The sequence below is a fragment of the Catenulispora sp. EB89 genome (genome assembly GCF_041261445.1).
Classification (GTDB): Bacteria; Actinomycetota; Actinomycetes; order Streptomycetales; family Catenulisporaceae; genus Catenulispora.
Map to the genome: position 1 here is coordinate 420,862 of NZ_JBGCCU010000002.1, position 21,790 is coordinate 442,651.

Annotated in this window: 15 protein-coding genes; 1 reads left to right on the top strand and 14 read right to left on the bottom strand. The window is 71.9% G+C overall.

Features of this window, described 5'->3' with window-relative positions; all coding sequences use genetic code 11:
* Positions 1 to 61: 61 nt before the first annotated feature.
* The 5 genes from ABH920_RS05415 to purN form a co-directional block, all read right to left on the bottom strand.
* Positions 62 to 370 (bottom strand): DUF3017 domain-containing protein, encoded by a 309-nt coding sequence (locus ABH920_RS05415; protein WP_370347419.1) that lies wholly within the window; start codon positions 368 to 370, stop codon positions 62 to 64.
* Positions 371 to 426: 56 nt separating this feature from the next.
* The gene (locus ABH920_RS05420; RefSeq protein WP_370347421.1) at positions 427 to 1,557 is read right to left on the bottom strand and encodes a hypothetical protein; all 1,131 of its coding nucleotides are present in this window, start codon (positions 1,555 to 1,557) and stop codon (positions 427 to 429) included.
* A 68-nt stretch (positions 1,558 to 1,625) separates the two neighbouring features.
* Positions 1,626 to 2,492 carry a bifunctional methylenetetrahydrofolate dehydrogenase/methenyltetrahydrofolate cyclohydrolase gene (locus ABH920_RS05425; protein ID WP_370347423.1) on the bottom strand — a complete coding sequence of 289 codons (867 nt, stop codon included), beginning with the start codon at positions 2,490 to 2,492 and terminating at the stop codon, positions 1,626 to 1,628.
* A 17-nt stretch (positions 2,493 to 2,509) separates the two neighbouring features.
* Positions 2,510 to 4,081, bottom strand: a complete 1,572-nt coding sequence (gene purH, locus ABH920_RS05430) for a bifunctional phosphoribosylaminoimidazolecarboxamide formyltransferase/IMP cyclohydrolase (RefSeq protein ID WP_370347425.1) — start codon at positions 4,079 to 4,081, stop codon at positions 2,510 to 2,512.
* Positions 4,078 to 4,806: a phosphoribosylglycinamide formyltransferase gene (gene purN, locus ABH920_RS05435; RefSeq protein ID WP_370347427.1), complete on the bottom strand. Its 729-nt coding sequence runs from the start codon at positions 4,804 to 4,806 to the stop codon at positions 4,078 to 4,080. Before purN ends, purH begins: the two co-directional genes overlap by 4 nt.
* A gap of 135 nt (positions 4,807 to 4,941) precedes the next feature.
* Between purN and ABH920_RS05440 the strand changes: the two genes are divergently transcribed.
* Positions 4,942 to 5,748, top strand: coding sequence for a hypothetical protein (locus ABH920_RS05440; protein WP_370347429.1), 807 nt, complete (start codon positions 4,942 to 4,944; stop codon positions 5,746 to 5,748).
* Between the two features lie 305 nt (positions 5,749 to 6,053).
* Here ABH920_RS05440 and ABH920_RS05445 read toward each other — a convergent pair whose 3' ends face one another.
* The 9 genes from ABH920_RS05445 to ABH920_RS05485 all read right to left on the bottom strand — a co-directional run bounded on the left by ABH920_RS05445 (position 6,054) and on the right by ABH920_RS05485 (position 21,718).
* The gene (locus ABH920_RS05445) at positions 6,054 to 7,847 is read right to left on the bottom strand and encodes a DUF6350 family protein (protein WP_370347431.1); all 1,794 of its coding nucleotides are present in this window, start codon (positions 7,845 to 7,847) and stop codon (positions 6,054 to 6,056) included.
* Between the two features lie 240 nt (positions 7,848 to 8,087).
* Entirely contained in the window at positions 8,088 to 8,975 is an 888-nt protein-coding gene (sucD, locus tag ABH920_RS05450; protein WP_370347433.1) for a succinate--CoA ligase subunit alpha, read from the bottom strand.
* A gap of 16 nt (positions 8,976 to 8,991) precedes the next feature.
* The gene (gene sucC / locus ABH920_RS05455; RefSeq protein WP_370347435.1) at positions 8,992 to 10,170 is read right to left on the bottom strand and encodes an ADP-forming succinate--CoA ligase subunit beta; all 1,179 of its coding nucleotides are present in this window, start codon (positions 10,168 to 10,170) and stop codon (positions 8,992 to 8,994) included.
* 216 nt (positions 10,171 to 10,386) lie between these two features.
* Positions 10,387 to 12,963: an aminopeptidase N gene (pepN, locus tag ABH920_RS05460; protein WP_370347437.1), complete on the bottom strand. Its 2,577-nt coding sequence runs from the start codon at positions 12,961 to 12,963 to the stop codon at positions 10,387 to 10,389.
* Positions 12,960 to 15,110, bottom strand: a complete 2,151-nt coding sequence (locus tag ABH920_RS05465) for a protein kinase (protein ID WP_370347439.1) — start codon at positions 15,108 to 15,110, stop codon at positions 12,960 to 12,962. The genes pepN and ABH920_RS05465 overlap by 4 nt, the downstream gene beginning before the upstream one ends.
* Positions 15,111 to 15,264: 154 nt before the next feature.
* Positions 15,265 to 16,530: a VWA domain-containing protein gene (locus tag ABH920_RS05470; RefSeq protein WP_370347441.1), complete on the bottom strand. Its 1,266-nt coding sequence runs from the start codon at positions 16,528 to 16,530 to the stop codon at positions 15,265 to 15,267.
* On the bottom strand, positions 16,523 to 18,874 hold the full coding sequence (locus ABH920_RS05475) for a DUF5682 family protein (RefSeq protein ID WP_370347443.1): 2,352 nt from the start codon (positions 18,872 to 18,874) through the stop codon (positions 16,523 to 16,525). The genes ABH920_RS05470 and ABH920_RS05475 overlap by 8 nt, the downstream gene beginning before the upstream one ends.
* Positions 18,874 to 19,998, bottom strand: a complete 1,125-nt coding sequence (locus ABH920_RS05480; RefSeq protein ID WP_370347445.1) for an AAA family ATPase — start codon at positions 19,996 to 19,998, stop codon at positions 18,874 to 18,876. Before ABH920_RS05480 ends, ABH920_RS05475 begins: the two co-directional genes overlap by 1 nt.
* Before the next feature lie 103 nt (positions 19,999 to 20,101).
* A complete protein-coding gene (locus ABH920_RS05485; protein ID WP_370347447.1) occupies positions 20,102 to 21,718 on the bottom strand; it encodes a DUF5691 domain-containing protein in 1,617 nt (538 codons plus the stop codon).
* Positions 21,719 to 21,790 lie beyond the last annotated feature (72 nt).

The following is a 21,790-nucleotide window of genomic DNA, read 5'->3' on the forward strand; positions in this document are numbered from 1 at the left end:
GCGGATCGCCAAGCGGTGTCGGACCGATGGTGGCCGATGGTGACCAAGGCGACACACGGGCTCAGTTCGAGAAGATCCCCTGCACCAGCAGCCCCAGCACCACCAGCGTGGTGCCGACGACCGTGTAGGTGCCGACGTCGATCGCACGGCGGCGGACGGCCAGCGTCCCGGCCACCCGGGTGGGCAGGAACAGCCGCAGCCCGGCGGCCAGCAGCAGCGACATCCCCATCACCGCGGCACCCTGGAAGACCTCGTTGTGCAGTATCACCGTCATGCCGAAGCCGAAGCCGGCCAGCACCGCCAGGATCGGCCACTCGGCGACGACTTGACGGCCGAAGGAGACCCCGGGGGGACGGTTGTTCGCGGGCATGGCGCAACTCTACTTGCGCCGGATGACCACCACGTCCGCTATCTGTAACGAGCGCGCTACGGCGCCACGGCCAGCCAGTCGGCGAACCCGCTGGGCCGGTGCGCGCCGATGAACAGCGTCTCGAACAGGCCGAACCCGGTGCGCACGCCCTCGGGCCCGTCGTACTCGAAGCGCGAGAGCCGCTCGGTGATGCCGAACATCCCGGACTTCGCCGCCGCCTCCTCGGCCGGCATCCGTACCTGCTGCACGACCAGGTCCGGGCCCTGATACATCCCGTGCCGCCAGTCGGCGTCCAGGCCGTAGCCGCTGCCGACCGCCATATGCAACGGGATCAGCTGGGTCACCCGGACCCGCTCGGCGCGGCCGGCGAAGGTCACCGCCGCCGTCCGCACGTCGCGGGTGCCGGACGTGTAGTGCAGCTCCAGCTCCGGACGGCCCAGCGCCTCGGCGGGACGGCCGTCGGCGAAGACCTTCACGGCTTCCTCCAGGACCCGGCCGCCGTCCTCGTCCTCCTGCGCGATCACCAGGATCGAGAAGTCGTCGAACTGCATCGGCGCGTAGACCCAGTGGAACGTCGGCGGCACCCCGTCCTTGCCCTGGATCCCGGCCGGCTCGGCCTCGCCGACCGGCCGGATGCCCCAGGACCTGTCACGCGAGCCCCACCAGGTGTCGGGGGTGACGGCGAGTTCGTCATCGCCGACGCGCAGCGTGCCCGCCCAGAATCCGGTCTGGGCCAGCCGCACCGAGTCCATCCACACCCGGCCGCTGCGCCGCACGAACTGCCGCGGCTCCCGCGTCGCCGGGATCGCGCCGGTCCAGAGCAGGTCGAAGGAGAGCTCGTACTCCCCCGGCTCCAGCACCACCCGCAGCCGGTTCAGCGGCTCCAGCACCTCGATGCGGAACGGGCCCACGGACAGGTCGCCGCGGTCGGTCCCGAGCTCGCGCGAGGCCCGGACGACTCGGTGGACGCCCCGGTGAACGATCGCCGCGAAGGCGTCGGTCACCCCGAGGTTCGGGTACTGCCCCACTCCCAGCGCCATGAACAGGTCGTCGGTGCGGTGGTGGAGGTTGAAGTAGTAGCGGTCGTAGAAGTTCCGGTCGGAGGTGGCCACGTGCGCCATCGACTCCGAGGTCTGATGGAACGGGAAATCATCAAGGGGGGACAGGTCCCGATGGTCACCGGACATGTCCCCCCTTGTAGGGGTGATCTGATCAACCGTCAATAGCGACGCGTCAGAACTGTGTGAGAGCTACCTCAGAGCTGCCGCTCCGCGATCTCCACCACGTTGTTCAGCAGCATCGCGCGGGTCATCGGCCCGACGCCGCCGGGGTTCGGCGACACCCAGCCCGCGACGTCGCGCACGTCGTCCGCGACGTCGCCGGCCAATCCGCCCTCGCCGCGCGACACACCGACGTCGAGTACCGCCGCGCCCGGCTTCACCAGGTCGGCGGTGATCAGGTTCGGCACCCCGGCGGCGGCCACCACGATGTCCGCCTTCAGGGTGTGGAAGGCCAGGTCGCGGGTGCCGGTGTGGCACAGCGTCACGGTCGCGTTCTCGCTGCGCCGGGTCAGCAGCAGGCCCAGCGGCCGGCCCACGGTGATGCCGCGGCCGACGATCACCACCTCGGCCCCGGCGATCGCCACGTCGTGCCGGCGCAGCAGCTCGACGATGCCCAGCGGGGTGCACGGCAGCGGCGCCGGGGCGCCGAGCACCAGCCGGCCGAGGTTGGTCGGGTGCAGGCCGTCGGCGTCCTTGTCCGGGTCGACGAGCTCCAGGATGGCGTTCTCGTCGATGCCCTTGGGCAGCGGCAGCTGCACGATGTAGCCGGTGCAGGCCGGGTCCTCGTTCAGCTCGGCCACGGCCTCGGCGACCTGCGCCTGGGACGCGGTCGCGGGCAGCTGGCGCTGGATCGAGGCGATGCCGACCTGCGCGCAGTCGCGGTGCTTGCTGCGCACGTAGGACGCCGACGCCGGGTCGTCGCCGACCAGCAGCGTGGCCAGGCCGGGCACGATGCCGCGCAGCTTGAGCGCTTCCACGCGCACCGACAGCTCGCTCTTGATGGTGGCGGCGGTGGCCTTGCCGTCCAGAATCTGTGCCGTATGAGAAGCGTGTGCGGTCATAAGGGTTCTCGCCTCCTTTAGTGGGTGAAGTGCCGGGTGCCGGTCATGTACATGGTGACGCCGGCCTTGCGCGCCGCCTCGATCACCAGCTCGTCGCGGACCGAGCCGCCGGGCTGCACCACGGCCTTGACCCCGGCCTCGGCCAGGACCTCGAAACCGTCGGGGAACGGGAAGTAGGCGTCGGAGGCCGCGACCGAGCCGCGCGCCTTGCCGCCGGCCCGCTGGACCGCGAGCTTGGCCGAGTCGACCCGGTTGACCTGGCCCATGCCGACGCCGACGGAGGCGCCGCCGGAGGCCAGCAGGATCGCGTTGGACTTCACCGAGCGGATCGCGCGCCAGGCGAAGACCAGGTCGGCGAAGGTCTGCTCGTCGGCCGGCGCGCCGCTGGCCAGCGTCCAGGTCGCCGGGTCGTCGCCCTCGGCCTGGTACAGGTCGCCGTCCTGGAGCAGCAGGCCGCCGCAGATCTGGCGGAACTCCAGCTTGCGGCGGTTGCGGCTGCCGGTCTTCAGGATCCGGATGTTCTTCTTGGTCTTCAGCGTCTCCAGCGCCTCCGGCTCGTAGTCCGGAGCGCAGATGACCTCGGTGAAGACCTCGTTGACCTGGAGCGCCATCGCGTTGGTGACGGTGCGGTTGGCGGCGATGATGCCGCCGAAGGCCGAGACCGGGTCGCACTCGTTGGCCAGCCGGTGCGCCTCCGCGATGTCCCCGGCGGAGCTGACGGCGATACCGCAGGGGTTGGCGTGCTTGATGATCGCGACGCAGGCTTCTTCGAAGTCGTGGGCCGAGCGGATGGCCGCGTCGGTGTCCACGTAGTTGTTGTACGACATCTCCTTGCCGTGCAGCTGCTCGGCGGTGGCCAGGGTGTCCTGCTCGCCCTCGCTGACGTAGAGCGCGGCGCCCTGGTGCGGGTTCTCGCCGTAGCGCAGGACGGCCTTGCGCTCGTAGGTGCTGGCCAGGAAGTCGGGGAAGCGGGACTCGCCGTCGGGCGCGTACGCCGAGGCGAACCAGCTGGCGACCGCGGTGTCGTACTCGGCGGTGTGCGCGAAGGCCTCGGCGGCCAGGCGCTTGCGCTGGGCGAAGGTGAAGCCGCCGCCGTCCACCGCGGTCAGCACCGCGCCGTAGTGGGCCGGGTTGACCACGACGGCCACGCTCGGGTGGTTCTTCGCCGCGGCGCGGACCATCGAGGGGCCGCCGATGTCGATCTGCTCGACGCACTCGTCGGGGGCGGCGCCGGAGCCGACGGTCTGGGTGAACGGGTAGAGGTTCACCACGACCAGGTCGAAGGGCTCCACGCCGAGTTCGGCAAGCTGCTTGCGGTGGTCGTCCAGCCGCAGGTCGGCCAGGATGCCGGCGTGCACCTTCGGGTGCAGGGTCTTGACCCGGCCGTCCAGGCACTCCGGGAAGCCGGTGAGCTCGGCCACCTCGGTGACCGGGATCCCCAGGTCGCGGATCAGCTTCGCCGAGCCACCGGTGGAGACCAGGGCGACCCCGGCGGCGTGCAGGCCGCGCGCCAGCTCCTCAAGCCCGGTCTTGTCATACACGCTGACCAGCGCGCGCTTGATCGGGCGGATGTCCTCAGTGCTGCTCACTGGAAAGTGACCTTTCGGTTGTCGATGGTCCAGCCTTGGCGGGCCAGCCGGCCCACGACGTCCACGAGCAGCGCCCGTTCCGCCGTCTTGATGCGCTCGTGCAGGCTCGCCACGTCGTCGTCGGACTCGACCGGCACGGCGGCCTGCGCCACCACCGGGCCGTCGTCGACGCCGCCGGCGACGAAGAAGACCGTGCAGCCGGTGACCTTCACGCCGTAGGCCAGCGCGTCGGCCGGGCCGTGCATGCCGGGGAAGCTCGGCGAGAGCGCGGGGTGGGTGTTGATGACGCGGCCGTCGAAGGCGGCCAGGAAGTCCGGGCCGAGCAGTTTCATGAAGCCGGCCGAGACCACCAGGTCCGGCTCGTACTCGGCGACCTTGTCGCGCAGCGCGCGGTCCCAGTCCTCGCGGGTGGCGAAGTCCTTGACGCGAAGCGCGAAGGTGGGGATGCCGGCCTGTTCGGCGCGTTCCAGGCCCTGGATGCCGGTGCGGTCCGCGCCGACGGCCACGATGGTGGCGCCGAACGCGGGGGCGGCGGGCTGGGCCCGCTCGGCGTTTTCCGCCTGCTGGACCGTCTCGGCCCGCTGCGCTTTCCCGGCGTTCTCCGCGTCGATCAACGCCTGCAGATTCGTGCCCGAACCGGAGACGAGGACCACGATCCTCGCCGGCGCGCCCGGGCGGTGGTGCACGAGCCCCGGTGGGCTCTTCGTTCCTTCGGGGTGGACCACGACCGCGGCCTCCTCATAGGTGTTTGCTGTTGTCTGCCGGTCGGACCCATCCCACTTGGACGGGCGGGGTCGCCATAGGCAACGATAGTGGGCGGACGGGGCGTAGCCCGCCAGCCGACCAGCGATGAACCGATCATGTCCACGATAACCCGGAGGACTTCCGTGACCGATGCCGAGCAGCGGCCCACGCCGACGGACAGCGGGCTCGGCGCAGGTGGCGTCGGGGCTGCTGAGCCGGATGAGCAGGGTGGGACGTCCGGATCGGCTCCGGTCGAGGACAACCCGTTCGCGCCGCCGCCGGAGGACGCGCACGACCGGCAGCCCGTGCCGCCGGCCCCGTGGGGCGCGCCGCCGCGGCAGCCGTACGGCCAGGTGCGTCCGGGACCGGTGCAGCCCTGGGGCACGGAGCGTCCGCGCGAACCGGAGCAGCCGCACGCCCCGTGGGGCGACCCGAACCGGTACGGCCCGGTGGACCGGCGTCCGGACCCGCGCGAGGACCCGGACCGGCGCTACCGCGACCAGCGCGAGACCCCGGCTCCGCAGCGTCCGCAGCGGGACATGAAGACCCGCTGGGCCCTGGGGCTGTCGCTGGGCTCGACGGCGTGCACGATGCTGGCGATCTACCAGGGCCTGGCGACGTTCCCGGCGTGGATGGTCGGCTCGGCGGCGGGACTGGCGTTCGCGGTGGCGGCGTTCGTGCTGTCGATCTCGGCGCAGCGGACCGCGGCGCTGAAGCACCAGCGCGCCTCGGAGGCCACCGCCAGCATGGTGTCGGCCTCGGTGTCCGGGGTGCTGGCCGGGTTGCTGCTGGTGGCCTCGATCGTGTGGTGGACGCCGTTCAAGGACTACGCCAAGTGCATGGAGGGTGCGAACACCCAGGTCGCCGAGAAGATGTGCCTGACGCAGCTGGAGAACAGCACCGGGATGTCGACGTCGCGCTGACCGCCACCTAGTCAAGCCCTGTACATAAAGACCTGCCGATCATCGCAGATCACGGGGAGGTTGCGGCGACCCTATATAGGGTTTCCGCGCTTCTGGCCGAGCCCTACTGTGTGGATGTCCGACGCACACATCCACACAGACAGCAAAGGCCTCTCGTCGTGTCCCAGGATCCCTGGCAGAACCCGAACGCCCCCCAGCAGGGCGGCTCTGCTACTCCCCCGCCGGCCTATCCGGCGTACCCGTCGTACCCCGGCGGCGCGTACGGCTACGCCGCGCCGGCGCCGGTGAAGCCTCCGATGCCGAACTCAGTCCGGATCGCCGTCAACCTGATGTTCGTCGGCCTGGGCATCGGCCTGATCAACATGGTCATCGGACTCACCCAGATCAACACCGTCAACGACCACCTGCGGTCGCTCGGGTACTCCGACACCACCATCAACAGCGACAAGGGCGTCTTCATCGGCAGCGCCGTCGTCGGCGGCCTCATCGGCGCCGGGCTCTGGCTCTGGATGGCCCTGGCCACCCGCGGCGGGCACAACTACGCCCGCATCGTCTCCACCGTCTTCTTCGGCATCGGCGTCCTGGGCAGCATCAGCAACCTGGCCAACAGCTGGATCCCGGTCATCGACAAGATCAGCTCGGTCGCCACCCTGCTGGTCGGCCTGCTGGCGATCATATTCGTCTGGAAGGGCGAGTCCGGGCCCTACTTCCGCCCGGCGCCGGGGCCGGAGTACGGCTACGGCGTGCAGCAGCCGCCCTACCCCCCGCAGCCCGGGCAGCAGCCGCCCTACGGGCAGTCCGGACAGCCCCCGTACGGCCAGCAGTAACGGCGGAGCCAGCACCACCGCGGCGGCGGTCACCCCCAGGAGGAGGAGGGTGGCCGCCGCCGTGCGCCAGCCGGAGGGGCCCAGCGTGGCCATGCGGCCGCCGGCCAGCGGGCCGCCGGAGAGCGTCGCGGCCAGCCCGGCGAGCAGCGCCACGACGACGGCCGCCGCGCTCAGCGCCCGGACCCGGTCGCCGAGCGCGTGGTGCCCGGCGCGCGTCACGACCAGCGCCAGCGCCACCCCGGCCAGCACCGGCAGCACGAGGAACGCCAGGTCGTACGGGAAGATCCGGCTGCCGTTCCGCGGCAGGGCGCCGAGCAGCGGGAACACCGGCAGCGCACCGACCTTCGCACTCAGGACGCTGACACCGGTCCCGGTGCCGACCGCGAAGCCGGGACCGAGCACGAACGAGGCCGACCAGGCGACGGCGTTCGGCAGGACCGCGAGGCTGAGCAGGAACATCCCGACGACGTCGGCGATGCCGCGCGGCCAGCCGGCTTCGGGGAGGTGCGCGATCAGCGTCCCGGCCAGCGCCAGCGCTCCGCCGCCGATGAGCACGGCGCCCGCGGTCGCGGCCGCCCGGGCCGCGGTGGACACCCAGCGCGGCGCGTCGCAGAACCCGGCGATCCGCCGCCAGCGCGCGGCCGTCGGCACCAACGCGCCGAACAGGACCGCGAAGAGCACGGCCTGCGCGGTGTCCGGATGCACGTCGCCGGTCGCGGCCCCGGAAGCGACGAGCGCGGCGACCAGGCAGTAGCCGGTCGCGGCGCCGAACGCGGTGTAGGCGAGGTGCACGGGCCGGTCCACCGGCGCGACGGCGGTCTGCCAGAGCGCGAACACCACCAGCGCGGTGAAGCCCAGCGGGGCCAGCGCGATCCGGCCGGCCGGCACGTCGAGCGCCGCGTGGTGCCCGAGCAGCCACAGCTGGCCGCCGACCCGCAGCGGCCCGGTGATGCCCGCGGTGTTCGGCGCCGAGACCAGCCAGACGGCCACGCACATCGTGACGGCGGCGAGCCACGTGGCGATCGCGGCCAGCGCCGCGTGCGCCCCGGCCCGCGCGGCCAGCCGCAGGTCGCGGCCGTAGGGCCCGTTCCACGCCACGAGCAGCGTCTCGCCCCAGTCGGCAGCCAGCTCGCGCAACGCCGCCCCGAGCGCCGGAACCTCCGGCTCCCCCTCCGGCTCCTGCCGCGCCCGCGCCGCCGCGAGCTGCTCGGCCACCCAGCTGCGGTCCGGCCCGGCGTCGACGGCGCTGCGGGGATCGGGTTCATCGCGCATGTCCCCACTCTGGCCAGCGGGTCCGCGCCGGGCCGGGCGGTGCTGCGCGCCTCACCGGGGGCGGGGCTGTGATTCACCCCGGCGGCCTAAACCGGGGAAAGCCGCGGACCGCGACCGCCTTCATGAGGCGCAGCGCCGCACCGGCTCGGCTGCCGTGCTCCCGCTACCCGCCGCCGAAAAAGCCGCGGGCCCCGACCGCGCCGAAGCGCGGCCGGGGCCCGCGGCCCGGAACCAGAACCCTTACAGCCCCTGCATGATCTCCCGCATGAGCTGCGCGGTGGCCGAAGGCGTCTTGCCGACCTTCACGCCCACGGCCTCCAGCGCCTCCTGCTTGGCGGCGGCGGTGCCGGCCGAGCCGGAGACGATGGCGCCGGCGTGGCCCATGGTCTTGCCCTCGGGCGCGGTGAAGCCCGCGACGTAGCCCACCACCGGCTTGGTGATGTGCTCCTTGATGTAGGCCGCCGCGCGCTCCTCGGCGTCGCCGCCGATCTCGCCGATCATCACGATCGCCGCGGTGTCCGGGTCGTCCTGGAACGCCTGCAGGCAGTCGATGTGCGTGGTGCCGATGACCGGGTCGCCGCCGATGCCGACGGCGGTGGAGAAGCCGAAGTCGCGCAGCTCGTACATCATCTGGTAGGTCAGGGTGCCGGACTTGGACACCAGGCCGATCTTGCCGGCCTTGGTGATGGTGGCCGGGATGATGCCCGCGTTGGAGGCGCCGGGGGTGATCAGGCCCGGGCAGTTCGGGCCGATGATGCGGGTCTTGGCGCCCTTGGCGAGGTTGTACGCCCACACCTCGGCGGTGTCGTGGACCGGCACGCCCTCGGTGATGATCACGCACAGCGGGATCTCGGCGTCGACCGCTTCCAGCGCCGCGGCCTTGGTGAACGCCGGCGGGACGAAGACCACGGAGACGTCCGCGCCGGTCTTCTCCATCGCCTCGGCCACGGTGCCGAACACCGGGACCTCGACGCCGTCCACGTCCACGGTGGTGCCGGCCTTGCGCGGGTTCACGCCGCCGACGATCTTGGTGCCCGAGGCCAGCATGCGCTTGGTGTGCTTCATGCCCTCGGAGCCGGTCATGCCCTGGACGATGACCTTGCTGTTCTCAGTGAGGAAGATAGCCATTTCTTTTGCAATCCCCTTAGCGCGCGTTCGCCAGCTCGGCCGCGCGGTCCGCGGCGCCGTCCATGGTGTCGACCTGCTCCACGCCCGGCAGCTTGGCGTCCACCAGGATCTGGCGGCCCAGCTCGGCGTTGTTGCCGTCCAGGCGGACGACCAGCGGCTTGCTGCCGGCCGACTCGCCCAGCAGCTCGAAGGCCTGCACGATGCCGTTGGCCACCGCGTCGCAGGCGGTGATGCCGCCGAAGACGTTGACGAACACCGACTTCACGGCCGGGTCGTTCAGGATGATGTCCAGGCCGTTGGCCATCACCTCGGCCGAGGCGCCGCCGCCGATGTCCAGGAAGTTGGCCGGCTTGACGTTGCCGTGCTTCTCGCCGGCGTAGGCGACCACGTCCAGGGTGGACATGACCAGGCCCGCGCCGTTGCCGATGATGCCGACCTCGCCGTCGAGCTTGACGTAGTTCAGGTGCTTGGCCTTGGCCTTGGCCTCCAGCGGGTCCGCCGAGGCCTTGTCCTCCAGCGCCTCGTGGTCCTCGTGGCGGAAGGCCGCGTTCTCGTCCAGCGACACCTTGCCGTCCAGCGCGACGATCTGCCCCGAGGCGGTCTTCACCAGCGGGTTGACCTCGACCAGGGTGGCGTCCTCCTGGACGAAGACCTGCCACAGCTGCACCAGCGCGGCGGCGACCTGGTCGGCGACGTGGTGCGGGAAGTTGGCGGCCTTGACGATCTCGTCGGCCTTCTCCTGCGAGAGCCCCTCGTGGTAGGCCGCGGCGTCCACCGGGACCTTGGCCAGCGCCTCGGGCTTGGTGACCGCGATCTCCTCGATCTCCATGCCGCCCTCGACGCTGGCCATCGCCAGGAAGGTGCGGTTGGAGCGGTCCAGCAGGAACGAGACGTAGTACTCCGCCTCGATCTCGGCGGTCTGGGCCAGCATCACCTTGTGGACCGTGTGGCCCTTGATGTCCATGCCCAGGATCGCGGCGGCCTTCTCCTTGGCGTCCGCCGGGCCCTCGGCCAGCTTCACACCGCCGGCCTTGCCGCGGCCTCCGACCTTCACCTGGGCCTTGACGACCACCCGGCCGCCCAGCTTCTCGGCAGCGGCTTCCGCCTGCTCCGGGGTCTCGGCCACTTCGCCGCCCAGCACCGGCACACCGTGCTTAGCGAAGATGTCCCTCGCCTGGTACTCGAAAAGATCCACGCGCGTCCGTCCCTCATCAAAGGAAGATTCCGGTACGGCTACCGCTACGGAAAACGCGGATGCCGTCCACCTCATCGCAGGGTAGTCCGGTGCGCTGCCAGATCACGAACCGGGAGCCGGACACCGGGGGTGTGAATTCGGGCACACGGGGGACCCGCCACTGGTCCCGACATCCGAGACGGGACCAGTGGAGTTGAGCAGAAACCGAAGGTTTTGCTATGCGTTCCGGTCGCATTCCCGCGCGCGCAACGCGCGGGCCGCGTCGTCCCGGGCCTCCAGCACCAGCCGCCGCAGCGCCGGCGCCTTGGCCGCGTCGGAGGCCAGCCACGCGTCGGTGCGCGCGAGCAGGTCCGGCGAGGTCAGCGGCCACGGGAAGCCGCCGCTGACGATCCGCTCGGCGTTCTGGATGCTGCGCTCGGCCCAGATCGTCGCCAGCTGCGCGAAATACCGCTCGACATAAGGCTCGGCCAGCTCGCCGCCGTCGACCTGGTAGAACTCCGACAGCACCGCGCCGATCAGGTCGTTGGGCTGATCGGGTGTCTCCACGACCAGCCGCCAGGCCTCCGCCTTGGCCTCGGCCAGCGGACGCGCCGCGCGGGCGGCGGCCCGGTGCCGGCGGCCGTCGGCGGTGTCGTCGGCGGCGGCCTCGCGCTCGGCCAGCACCCCGTCGTCGTCCAGGCCCTCGGCGGCCAGCGTCTCGATGATCGCCCAGCGCAGGTCCTGGTCGACGGCCAGCCCGCCGAAGGACAGCTCGCCGGACAGCAGAGCCTTGAGCTTGGCGAAGTCCGAGTCCTGACTCGCCGCGCGCACCGCGCCGTAGACGAAGGCCACCTGGTGGTCGCCGCCGGCCGGCGCCGCCGCCAGCAGCTCCCACAGCCGGGTGGAGATCGCGGCGTCGGCGGCCGGGCGGTGGGCCGGGTCGAGGTACTCCCCGCGCACCACACGCACCTGGCGCAGCAGGTTCTGCACGACGCTGATGTCGGTCTCGGCCTCGATGTTGCGCAGCACGATCGCGATGAAGCGGCGCCCGGACATCACCGCGTCCCGGGTCATGTGCCACACGCCGGACCAGACCAGCGCGCGGGCCATGGAATCCGGCAGGGCCGCGATGCCGCCGCGCTCGAACGCGTCGAGCTCGGCCGGGGTGAAGCGGATCTTGGCGTAGGTCAGGTCCAGGTCGTTGAGCAGCACCAGGCCCGGGCGCGGCTTGCCGGCCAGCTGCGGCAGCTCGGTGCGCGCGCCGTCGATGTCCAGCTCGAACCGCTCCACCAGCTCCACCGCGCCGGTCGCCGGGTTCGGGGAGTAGCAGCCCACGGCGATGCGGTGCGGGCGCAGGGTCGGGAACTCCGGCACCGCGCTCTGCGCGATGGCCGCAGCGGTGACCACGCCGTTCGCGTCGGTCTCCAGCTCGGCGGTCAGGGTGTTGACACCTGCGGTCTCCAGCCAGGCCTTCGACCAGGTCTTCAGGTCGCGGCCGGAGGTCTCCTCCAGCGCCGCCAGCAGGTCGTCCAGGGTGGTGTTGCCGAAGGCGTGGCGCTTGAAGTAGCGGCGGGCGCCCTCCAGGAACGCGTCCTCGCCGACGTAGGCGGCCAGCTGCTTGAGGACCGAGGCGCCCTTGGCGTAGGTGATCCCGTCGAAGTTGAGGCGGGCGTCCTCCAGGTCGCGGATGTCGGCGACGATCGGGTGCGTGGTCGGCAGCTGGTCCTGGCGGTAGGCCCAGGCCTTGCGGCCGTTGGCGAAGGAGACCCAGGCGTGCTCCCAGCGGGTGGCGTGGGTCAGGGCGTAGGCGCCCATGAAGTCGGCGAAGGATTCCTTCAGCCACAGGTCGTCCCACCACTTCATGGTGACCAGGTCGCCGAACCACATGTGCGCCATCTCGTGCATGATCGTGTTGGCGCGGCCCTGGTAGGAGGCATCGGTGGTCTTGGAGCGGAAGACCATGCGCTCGTTGAAGGTGACCAGGCCCGGGTTCTCCATGGCGCCGAGGTTGTACTCGGGCACGAAGGCGGAGTCGTACTTCCCGAAGGGGTAGGGGTAGTCGAAGATCTCGTGGTAGAAGTCCAGGCCGGCCTTGGTGACGTCGAGGATCGCCGCGGCGTCGAAGTAGGGCGCCAGCGACTTGCGGACCATGGCGCTGACCGGGATCAGCAGCTCCGAGCCGTCCTTGAGCGAGACGGTGTGCTCGTCCTCGACCACGTGGTAGTCGCCGGCCACGATCGCGGTGATGTAGGTGGAGATCGGCTCGGTGGCGTTGAAGCGCCAGACGTCGCCGCCGTCCGCACCCTGCGTCAGCTCCTCCAGGGTCTCGTTGGACCAGACGCGCCACCCCTGCGGGGCGGTGACGGTGAACTGGAAGCGGGCCTTGAGGTCCGGCTGCTCGAAGTTGGCGAACAGCCGCCGCGAGTCAGCGGGCTCGAACTGGGTGTAGAGGTACACCTCGCCATCCACCGGGTCGACGAAGCGGTGCAGGCCCTCACCGGTGTGGCTGTAGGCGGCGTCGGCGTCGATGACGACGACGTTCTCGGCCCGCAGCCCGCGCAGGTGCACGCGCGCGCCGTCGAACACCTCGGCCGGGTCCAGCGCCTCGCCGTTGAGCGTCACACTGCGCACCGCCGGCGCCAGCAGATCGACGAAGGAGGCGGCGCCGGGCTCGGAACAGCCGAAGGTGATGGTGCTCCTCGACCCGAACGTGGTGTCCCCGCGCGTCAGATCGAGCTCGACCGCGTAGTGCTCGGCCGTCAAAAGCCGGGCACGCTCCGCCGCCTCGTCGCGGGTCAGATTGCCGCCAGTCATCGGTTTACTCCTGTCGCGCGGTAAGGGCCGTCCGCGTCGACGACCGCCTTCGACGATCCTAAGAGCGCCAGGAAGCCGACGGCAGCGCCGCACCCCGCGGCGATCGCGGCGTCCCGGTAGATCAACCATCCGTCGGTGTCCGCCCGCCAGACCGTGACGAACCCGCCACCGCCCTGGTGCGCGGCCATCGAGACGATCACGGCCTGCCCCGCGAGGTACGCCGCGCCACCCACGACGAAGCCCAACGGCGGCCATGCCAGACCACCCACCCGAGCGATACCACCGGCGGCCAGAACGAGCACGAGGACTTCGAGACTGACACCGGCGGCGGGTTCCCGGAGCTCGGCGGCCAGGCCGCTGGGAAGGACGGCCGCCGGACTGAGCACAGCCGTCGCGTTGTAGACGGACATCGCCACGGCGCTGCGCCGCACACCGAGCAGGAAGCCGAGCGCGAGAGCGGTCGCGGCGAAGGCGACGCCGACGGCGGTGCCGGCGGGCAGGAGGCCGAAGAGCATCAGGAGCCCGGCGCCCGCGAGGCCGAGGAGAACGTCACGGAGGCCGCCGACGGGAAGGCGGTCGGCGGCGACGGGATGGCGCCACCAGCGCGGGCGCGGCGCGGGCGGGGGCGGCAAGGTGGGCCGGTTCGGGTCGTGGGGCAGGGGCGAGTGCCAGGGTTCTGCGGTGGGGAGCTGGAAGGTGATGGATGTGGGGGTGCGCTCGGGCGGGTGGGTGCCGGGCGGCGGGAGTTGATTCGGCTGGCCGCCATGCGCTGCGGCACCGGGAGAGCCCGATGGGCTGGCGGGCTCGGGCGACTGGATGGCTGGCGAATAGCGGGTCGGCAGGCCGGCGGTCTCTGAACCGGCGGACGAGCCGGATGCGGCAGCGGGCTCGGGCGGCTGGCTACCCAGCGGATAGTGGACCGGCGAGCCCGATGCGGTGGCGGACCCGGGCTGCTGGATGCCTGGCGAATAGCGGGTCGGCAGGCCGGCGACCTCTGAACCGGCGGACGAGCCGGATGCGGTGGCGGACCCGGGCGGCTGGCTGCCGAGCGGATAGTTAACCGGCGGACCGGATGCGGCGGCGGAGCCGGGCGGCTGGATGCCCGGCGCGGAGGTTCCGCTGTCGAGGCCGGCGGTCGCGAGACCGCCGGGCGGCACCGATGTGCCCCGCTGAAGTGGAAGAGCCTCGGTCGGCGAGGCCGCGTCCGTGCCGGGCACAGCTTTGCCGGGCACAGCTTTGGCGGGCGCCGCTTCAGTGGGTGCGCCGTAGAGCCGATCGCCGGCCGGCTGCTCGGCTGCGTGGTGGCTGCGGCCGACCTGGATCAGGGTCGCGAGTTCGTCGGGGCGGACCGACCAGAGGGCGATGAGGTCGCGGGGTGTGGGTCGGTCGGCTGGTTCCTTGGCCAGGCAGCGCGACAGCAGGTCGCGGAATTCGTCGGGTACTCCTGCCAGCTGTGGCTCGCCGAATCTGGTGCGGTACATGCGGGCTTCCGAGGGTCCGGCGCCGAAGGGGCCGTGGCCCTGCACCGCGTAGACGAGGACTGCTCCCAGGGCGAACACGTCCGACGCGGTCGTGGCGCCGCGGCCTGCGATCTGTTCCGGGGACATGTAGCCCGGCGAGCCCAGGACCGAGCCGGCGCGGGTCAGGATGCTGTCGGTTTCGCGGCGGGCCAGGCCGAAGTCGATGAGTTTCGGTCCGTCGGGTGCGAGCAGGATGTTGTCCGGCTTCACGTCGCGATGGACCAGGCCCGCGGTTTCGAGTGCGGCGAGGGCGTCCGCGAGTCCTGCGGCCAGGGCCCGTAACGCGCGCGGGGGTATGGGTCCGGAGCTGCGGACCACCTCGCCGAGGGTGGGGCCGTCGATGAACTCGGCCGCGTACCAGGGTTGGGGTGCGTCGGGGTCGGCGTCGAGGACGGCTGCCGTGAAGCGGCCGGTCACGGCCTTCGCGGCGCGGACCTCGCGGGCGAAGCGGCGGCGGTAGTCGGGGTCGGCGGCGATCTCCTGGTGGACCAGCTTCACCGCGACCAGGCGGCCGTCGGCCGCGCGCGCCAGGCACACCAGGCCCATGCCGCCGGAGCCGAGGCGGCCCAGGAACTGGTACGGCCCCACGCCGCGCGGGTCGCGCGCCCGCAACCGCTGCACGTTCACGGCCGGCCACCGCCCCGGCGACGGCGGCCCGGCACCGCACTCATGTTCCCCCGCATAGCGCACACCGTATAAGCAGCGTGCGGCCGCGTCACCAGCGAGAGCTCACCTCGTTTGGCGACGCTCGCGACCGCCCCCTACTTCTCCAGGAACTTGCTCACTTCTCCATGAACTTGCTCAGATCCTGCCGCTGGATCGCCGCCGCCATCAGGTCCCCGAACCTGTCCGGCGTGCACGCGAACGCCGGCACCCCCAGCGCCGCCAGCGCCGTGGCGTTCTCGCGGTCGTACGCCGGCGCCCCCTCGTCCGACAGCGCCAGCAACACGATCACCTGCGTGCCGGCCGCCGTCATCTCCGCGACGCGGCGCAGCATCTCGCGGCGGACGCCGCCTTCGTAGAGGTCGGAGATCAGGATGAAGATGGACTCCGTCGGCCGGCTGATCAGCGACTGGCTGTACGCGATCGCGCGGTTGATGTCCGTGCCGCCGCCGAGCTGCGTCCCGAACAGCACGTCCACCGGGTCCGTCAGCTGCGGCGTGAGGTCCACGACCGCCGTGTCGAACACCACCAGCGAGGTCTTCAGCGACTTCAGCGACGCCAGCACCGCGCCGAACACCGACGCGTACACCACCGAGGCGTACATCGAGCCCGACTGGTCGATGGCGAGCACCACGTCGCGCTTCACCGCACGCTCCTTGCGCGCGTAGCCGACCAGCCGCTCGGGCACCACCGTCCGGTACTCCGGCAGGTAGTTCTTCAGGTTCGCCTGGATGGTGCGGCCCCAGTCGATGTCGCTGTGCCGGGGACGGCTGGTGCGCGTGCTCTTGTCCAGCGCGCCGCTGACCGTGGCGCGCAGCTTGGCGCCGAGCCGCTTCTCCAGGTCCTCGACCAGTTTGCGCACCACCTGGCGCGCGGTCTCCTTGGTCTCGGCGGGCATCAGGTGGTTCAGCGACAGCAGCGTGCCGACCAGGTGCACGTCGGGCTCGACCGACTCCATCATCTCCGGCTCCAGCAGCAGCTGGCGCAGGTTCAGGCGGTCGATGGCGTCGCGCTGCATGACCTGCACGACGGTCTGCGGGAAGTAGCCGCGGATGTCGCCGAGCCAGCGCGCGACCTGCGGCGAGGACGCCCCCAGGCCCGCGCTGCGCTGCGCCTGCTGCCCGCCGCGGCCCCGGCTGCGGCCGGTGACGGCGCCGCCGCCGGTCTCGTAGCCGCCCTTGTTGTAGAGGGCCGCCAGTGCCTTGTCCATCTCCAGGTCCACACCGGAGAGCTTGCAGCCGGTGCCGTCGTCGTCCCCGCCGAGGACCAGGCGCCAGCGCCGCATGCGCTCGTCGTCGGCGCTCCCGGCGCTCCCGGTGCTCCCGGTGCTCCCCGCACCGCCCGCGATACCCGCCGCACCTGCGGCTTCGAGCATGTCAGCCATCCGACTCCCCCATCATCCCGAGCAGCATCCGCACGACCGGCAGCGCACGGTCCGCGCGCTCCCGGTCGAAGCCGGGCGGTTCGGCGCCGGCCGCGACCCCGGCCACCGGGGCCGAGCCGACGGTCCGCGCCAGCTCACCGATCTTGCGGCGCTCGGGGCCTTCGAAGTTCGAGAACGTGCGGCGCAGCAACGGCAACACGTCGGTGAAGGTGTCCGCGGGGATGCCCGCGATCCACCGGTCCAGCAGGCCCAGCAGCACCGGGTCGTGGATCAGCAGCATCGCGCCGCCGGACAGCACGCCGTCCAGCCAGGCCGCGGCCTCGGCCGGCGGCACGCCGGGGGTCAGCGCCAGGCCCATGCGGCAGTTCAGCTCGTCGCCGTCGATCTTGGCGGCGTCGTAGAGCAGCCGCAGCGCGCGCCCGGCGAGCAGCCCCGTCATCCCCTCGCGGTCGCCGACCATGCGCAGCGCACGGTGCCATTCCTCGGTCGCGGCCGGGTCGGCGAGCAGGCCGACGGCCTGGTGCGTGTTGTCCATCCGGACCCGCATCTTCTGCGCGCCGTCCTCGTCCAGGCCGGAGCAGGCCTGCGGGAAGCCGAGCGCGATGCGGACCACCAGTGTGTCGGCGACCTTGCGCAGCGCCGCGGTGTCGGTGCCGCGCACATCCGTGTAGCGCAGGGTCCTGGCCAGCGCTGGCAGCGCGTCGGCGAGGTGCGCCACGTCGGTGTCCACCGCCGCGCGGTCGGCCAGCAGGGTCATGATCGGGTCCAGCGCGTCCGGCAGGTCGGCGAGCAGACAGGCCTCGACGACGTCGGTGATCCCGGCCAGCTGCTCGGCGTTCGCCGCGCGGTCCGCGGACTTCGCCGAGGCCGCGGTGACCACGGTGGTGCCCCAGATCGCGGCCTCGACCAGCTTCACCGCGAACTCCGGCTGCCAGTCCAGCGACCAGGTCTCCCAGAAGGTGCCGCTGCCCTGCGAGCGGCCCAGCGTGCCCCAGCCGATGCCGAGGATGTTCAGCCGGTGCAGCAGGCGCGACTTCTCGCCCGGCGCGGTCTCGCGCAGGTCCAGCTTGACCTCGGTCTGGCCCGGCCTGGGCGCGAAGCGCAGCCGCTTCTGCTCGCGGGCCAGGTCCGCGGCCAGCGGCACCACCGGCACGTCCGGCGGCACCTCGCCGAGGTCCTCGCCGATCACCAGCTTGTCCCGGACCAGCGCCATCTGCGTGTCGTAGCCGCCGCACAGCACCGACTGCACGGCCTCGGTGACCTCGGTCAGCCCGGCCAGGGTGCGGCCGCGCAGCGTGGCCAGGGTCTCGGCCAGGCGGGTGGCCTCGATCAGGTGCGCGGAGGAGACCGGCAGGTCCTCGGCGCGGAAGAGTTCCGCGACGCGAACGAGCCAGCGTTCGACGACTTGGTCCGGCGCGGTGAACAGATGGTGGTACCAGCCCGGCGACTCGATGCCGGCGCCGTAGCCGGAACGGAAGGACAGGCGGCCGTGGGTCCACGGGACCCAGGTGGCAGTGGTCTTCGCCTTCTTCGGCAGCTCCTTGAGGATCTTGGCGTCCGGGGCGGCCGGGCCGATCTCGGCCAGCGCCGGGACGTGGAAGGCGCCGCAGATCACCGCGATGCGCCGGCGCCCGGCCTTGATCTCCTCGCGAATGCACTGGCGCATGTACGCCTCGCGCTGCTCGTCCTCGGGACGCGCCTGGTCGCGGACCACGGTCATGGCGTCGGCGATCGCCGCGAAGGAGTCGAGGGCCGAGAAAGTGCCGTCGGCACGCTGCTCGACGACGTCTTCCCACCAGCGTTCCGGGTCGTCGTAGCCGGCGGCGGTGGCCAGGGCGGCGATCGGGTCGGTGCGCTGGATGTGAATAAGCTCGTCGACGTGCCGGGACTCTTCTTCCTCTTCGTGTTGATGATCGCCGCTGGCAGCCTCGGCATCCTCGGGCTGATCCTCAGTTGCTTCATCCTTCGGGAGTACCGCGAATCGATGGCCCGAAGGAAGGTCGATGAACCGAATCGGAACCGCCGCCTCGATGCCCCAACGCATCGCGACCCATTCCGGTGAGAACTCGGCGAAGGGCCAGAACCCGGCGCGCGAGGGATCGGCGTCGGCATAGACCAGCAGCGCGACCGGCGGGCGCATCGCGGGATGCGCGGCGAGCGGGATCAGCGCGTCGGCCTCCGGCGGACCCTCGATGAGGATCGCGTCCGGCTTCAGCTCCGCCAGCGCCGCCGCGACCGCGCGCGCCGAGCCCGGGCCGTGGTGCCGGATGCCCAGCAGCGTCACCGGCCCTGCCGCCGCCGCGCCGCCGGCGGCCGGCGCCGCCTTGGTGGCAGTGTCCGGCATCAGGCGCTGACCTCGCGGCAGCTGCGGTAGAAGTCGCTCCAGCCCTCGCGGCCGCGCGCGACCGTCTCCAGGTACTCCTGCCACACCAGCTTGTCGGTCGAGGAGTCCTTCACCACCGCGCCGAGGATGCCGGCGGCCACGTCAGCGGGACGCAGCGTGCCGTCGCCGAAGTGCGCGGCCAGCGCGATGCCGCCGGCCACCACCGAGATCGCCTCGGCCGGGGACAGAGTGCCCGAGGGGGTCTTGAGCTTCGTCTTGCCGTCCTCGGTCAGGCCGCTGCGGAGCTCGCGGAAGACCGTGACCACGCGGCGGATCTCCTCGTGGGCCGCCGGGACCTCGGGCAGCTCCAGCGCCTTGCCGAGGGACTTCACGCGCTGGGAGACGATCTCGATCTCCTCCTCGGCGGTCCCCGGCAGCGGCAGCACGACCGTGTTGAACCGGCGGCGCAGCGCGGAGGACAGGTCGTTGACGCCCTTGTCGCGGTCGTTGGCAGTGGCGATGACGCTGAAGCCCTTCTCCGCCTGCGTCTCCTCGCCGAGCTCGGGGATCGGCAGCGTCTTCTCCGACAGGATCGTGATCAGCGTGTCCTGCACGTCGGCCGGGATCCGGGTCAGCTCCTCGATGCGGGCGATCGCGCCGGTGGCCATCGCGCGCATCAGGGGGCTGGGGACCAGCGCGTCGCGCGAGGGGCCGTGCGCCAGCAGCTGCGCGTAGTTCCAGCCGTAGCGCATCGCCTCCTCCGGCGTGCCGGCGGTGCCCTGGACCAGCAGCGTCGAGTCGCCCGAGATCGCGGCGGCCAGGTGCTCGGAGACCCAGGTCTTGGCCGTGCCGGGGACGCCGACCAGCAGCAGCGCGCGGTCCGTGGCCAAGGTGGCGATGGCGATCTCGACGATGCGCCGCGGCCCGATGTACTTCGGCGTGATGACCGTGCCGTCCGGCAGCGTCCCGCCGAGCAGATAGGTCGCGACCGCCCACGGCGAGAGCTTCCAGCGCGGCGGCTTCGGACGGCCGGAATCGGCGTCGGCCTTGCGCAGGGCCTCCAGCTCGCCGGCGAAGGCGTGCTCGGCGTGCAGGCGGAGAACGGTCGGCTGTGTCGCCTCGGCGGCAGCGGCGGTGTCAGACATGGAAGGCAACTTTCGGATTTCGGCAAGGTGGCACCCACTCAAGAGTCCACCTTGGGGGAAGGGTTCGGACAGAGTCCAGATCGTTGGACAGGGTCCGCCAGGGTTAAACGGAGTCCAGTTCGGCCAGCATCAGAGCCCGGTCCCGCAGCATCGCCGCGAGGTCGTCCAAGTCGTCGGCCCACAGCGGGAGCTCGGCGCGGATCTCCTCGGCCTTGGCCGCGACCGCGTCGCCGAACGACGGCGGCATCCAGCGGCCGGCCAGGTTGTCCATGCCGAAGAAGCGGGCCACGTCGTTGCGCGTGGCGTTCGGCAGGTAGGCCGGGATCGCGTCGAGCAGGGCCTGGCACACGGCGTCCGGCCAGGGCCGGCCCAGCCGGCTCAGGATGCTCGGGGCGCTGTGGATCGAGTACTGCGACCGGTGGCTCGCCACCACGCTCAGACACCAGCGCTCGGCGGCTTCGTCGGAGAGCAGTTCCAGCATGTCGTTGGAGGCGTTGACGGCGCAGAACGCCTCGGCCCAGCGGGTGTCCTTCTGGCGCAGCGTCGCCGAGCGCCAGCCGCGGTGGCAGGCGTTGGCCTCCCAGCGGTTGGCGGCCGTGGCGCGCATCAGTTCGGCGGGCGTCAGCTCGCAGTACTGCTCCCACGCGGACAGCGGGGTCGAGGCTATGAGGTCCTCCAGCCAGTACGAGGGCTGCATGCGGGCCAGCCGCCGCTCGTCCTCGGTCTGGACCCAGCCCTCGCCGATGCCGTCGCGGGTCTCGTCCTCGGTGGCCTCGTCCGGCTTGTCCTTCAGCGTGACCAGCACTTCGGCGTTCTTGGTGACCACCGTGACCCGCGCGTGCAGGCGGGCGACCATGCGCTCGGCGAACCGGGACGACGGCAGGGTGGCCAGCAGCCGGACCGCCTCGGCGCGCACCTGGCGCGATTTGTCGTCGAGGGCTGCTTCCAGGAACGGTTCGTCCTCCGGCCCGAGGCCCACGCCGAGCGCCTCGACAAAGGCCGCGCGGGTCTCGGCCGACAGGCCCCCCGCGCTCGACCCGATCTGCGTCCAGGCCTCTTCCACCAGCTCGCGGGCCGAGGCCGGGTCCTTGCCGCGGAACCACGTCAGGTAGCCGATGCGCTCGTGCGGCTTGTCGGACTGCCAGGCCTCCGGGTCCGGGGCCGCGGCGTAGCGGGTGAAGGTCGACCACTGCTGGTTCTGCTTGGCCAGCCAGGTACCGCGCGGGCCGGCCAGCTTCATCAGGTCGGCGCGGACCGCGATGCTGCCCCGGGCGTAGTCGAACAGCGGCGGCAGGAGCTCGGCGGGGGCGCGACAGCCGGTCCTGGCGGCCGCCCCCAGGTACTCCGGGAGCGCTTCGGAGCGGGACGCGACCAGCGCCGTCAGCCGGGCCGAGGTCGCGCTGGACAGCAGGGGACGCGCGTCCACCGCCGCCGACTTCGCGGCCGGCGCGGCGTCGTGGCCCGCTGCACCCTCGGTGACCTCTGCACCCTCGGCGTCCTGCTCGCCGACCAGCTCCGCGGAGTACGCCGAGCCGGCGTTCCCGGCCCGCCGCCACGCGCTCATGAGCGCGGCCGAGCTCAGCAGGGCGGCCGCGGGGCTGTCACCGGGCGCGGTGAAGTCTCCGGCGGCCGGCGGGGTGCGACGGTCGGTGCCGACCAGGGCCGTCGAGACAAGGTCCTGCCAGACCTCGGAGCCGGTCTGATTGGAGGCTTCGTTCATGGTGCTCACCGCGCTTCCGCCGAGTAGGAGATCCCCACAGCCTTCGCACTGATGTCCACAGATTGTGCACCA

What these genes read in the sequence shown, in the direction of transcription:
- ABH920_RS05415 (WP_370347419.1), bottom strand. Translation starts at nt 370, where the DNA reads ATGCCCGCGAACAACCGTCCCCCCGGGGTCTCCTTCGGCCGTCAAGTC.
- ABH920_RS05420 (WP_370347421.1), bottom strand. Translation starts at nt 1,557, where the DNA reads ATGTCCGGTGACCATCGGGACCTGTCCCCCCTTGATGATTTCCCGTTC.
- ABH920_RS05425 (WP_370347423.1), bottom strand. Translation starts at nt 2,492, where the DNA reads ATGACCGCACACGCTTCTCATACGGCACAGATTCTGGACGGCAAGGCC.
- ABH920_RS05440 (WP_370347429.1), top strand. Translation starts at nt 4,942, where the DNA reads ATGTCCACGATAACCCGGAGGACTTCCGTGACCGATGCCGAGCAGCGG.
- ABH920_RS05445 (WP_370347431.1), bottom strand. Translation starts at nt 7,847, where the DNA reads ATGCGCGATGAACCCGATCCCCGCAGCGCCGTCGACGCCGGGCCGGAC.
- sucD (WP_370347433.1), bottom strand. Translation starts at nt 8,975, where the DNA reads ATGGCTATCTTCCTCACTGAGAACAGCAAGGTCATCGTCCAGGGCATG.
- pepN (WP_370347437.1), bottom strand. Translation starts at nt 12,963, where the DNA reads ATGACTGGCGGCAATCTGACCCGCGACGAGGCGGCGGAGCGTGCCCGG.
- ABH920_RS05470 (WP_370347441.1), bottom strand. Translation starts at nt 16,530, where the DNA reads ATGGCTGACATGCTCGAAGCCGCAGGTGCGGCGGGTATCGCGGGCGGT.
- ABH920_RS05475 (WP_370347443.1), bottom strand. Translation starts at nt 18,874, where the DNA reads ATGCCGGACACTGCCACCAAGGCGGCGCCGGCCGCCGGCGGCGCGGCG.
- ABH920_RS05480 (WP_370347445.1), bottom strand. Translation starts at nt 19,998, where the DNA reads ATGTCTGACACCGCCGCTGCCGCCGAGGCGACACAGCCGACCGTTCTC.
- ABH920_RS05485 (WP_370347447.1), bottom strand. Translation starts at nt 21,718, where the DNA reads ATGAACGAAGCCTCCAATCAGACCGGCTCCGAGGTCTGGCAGGACCTT.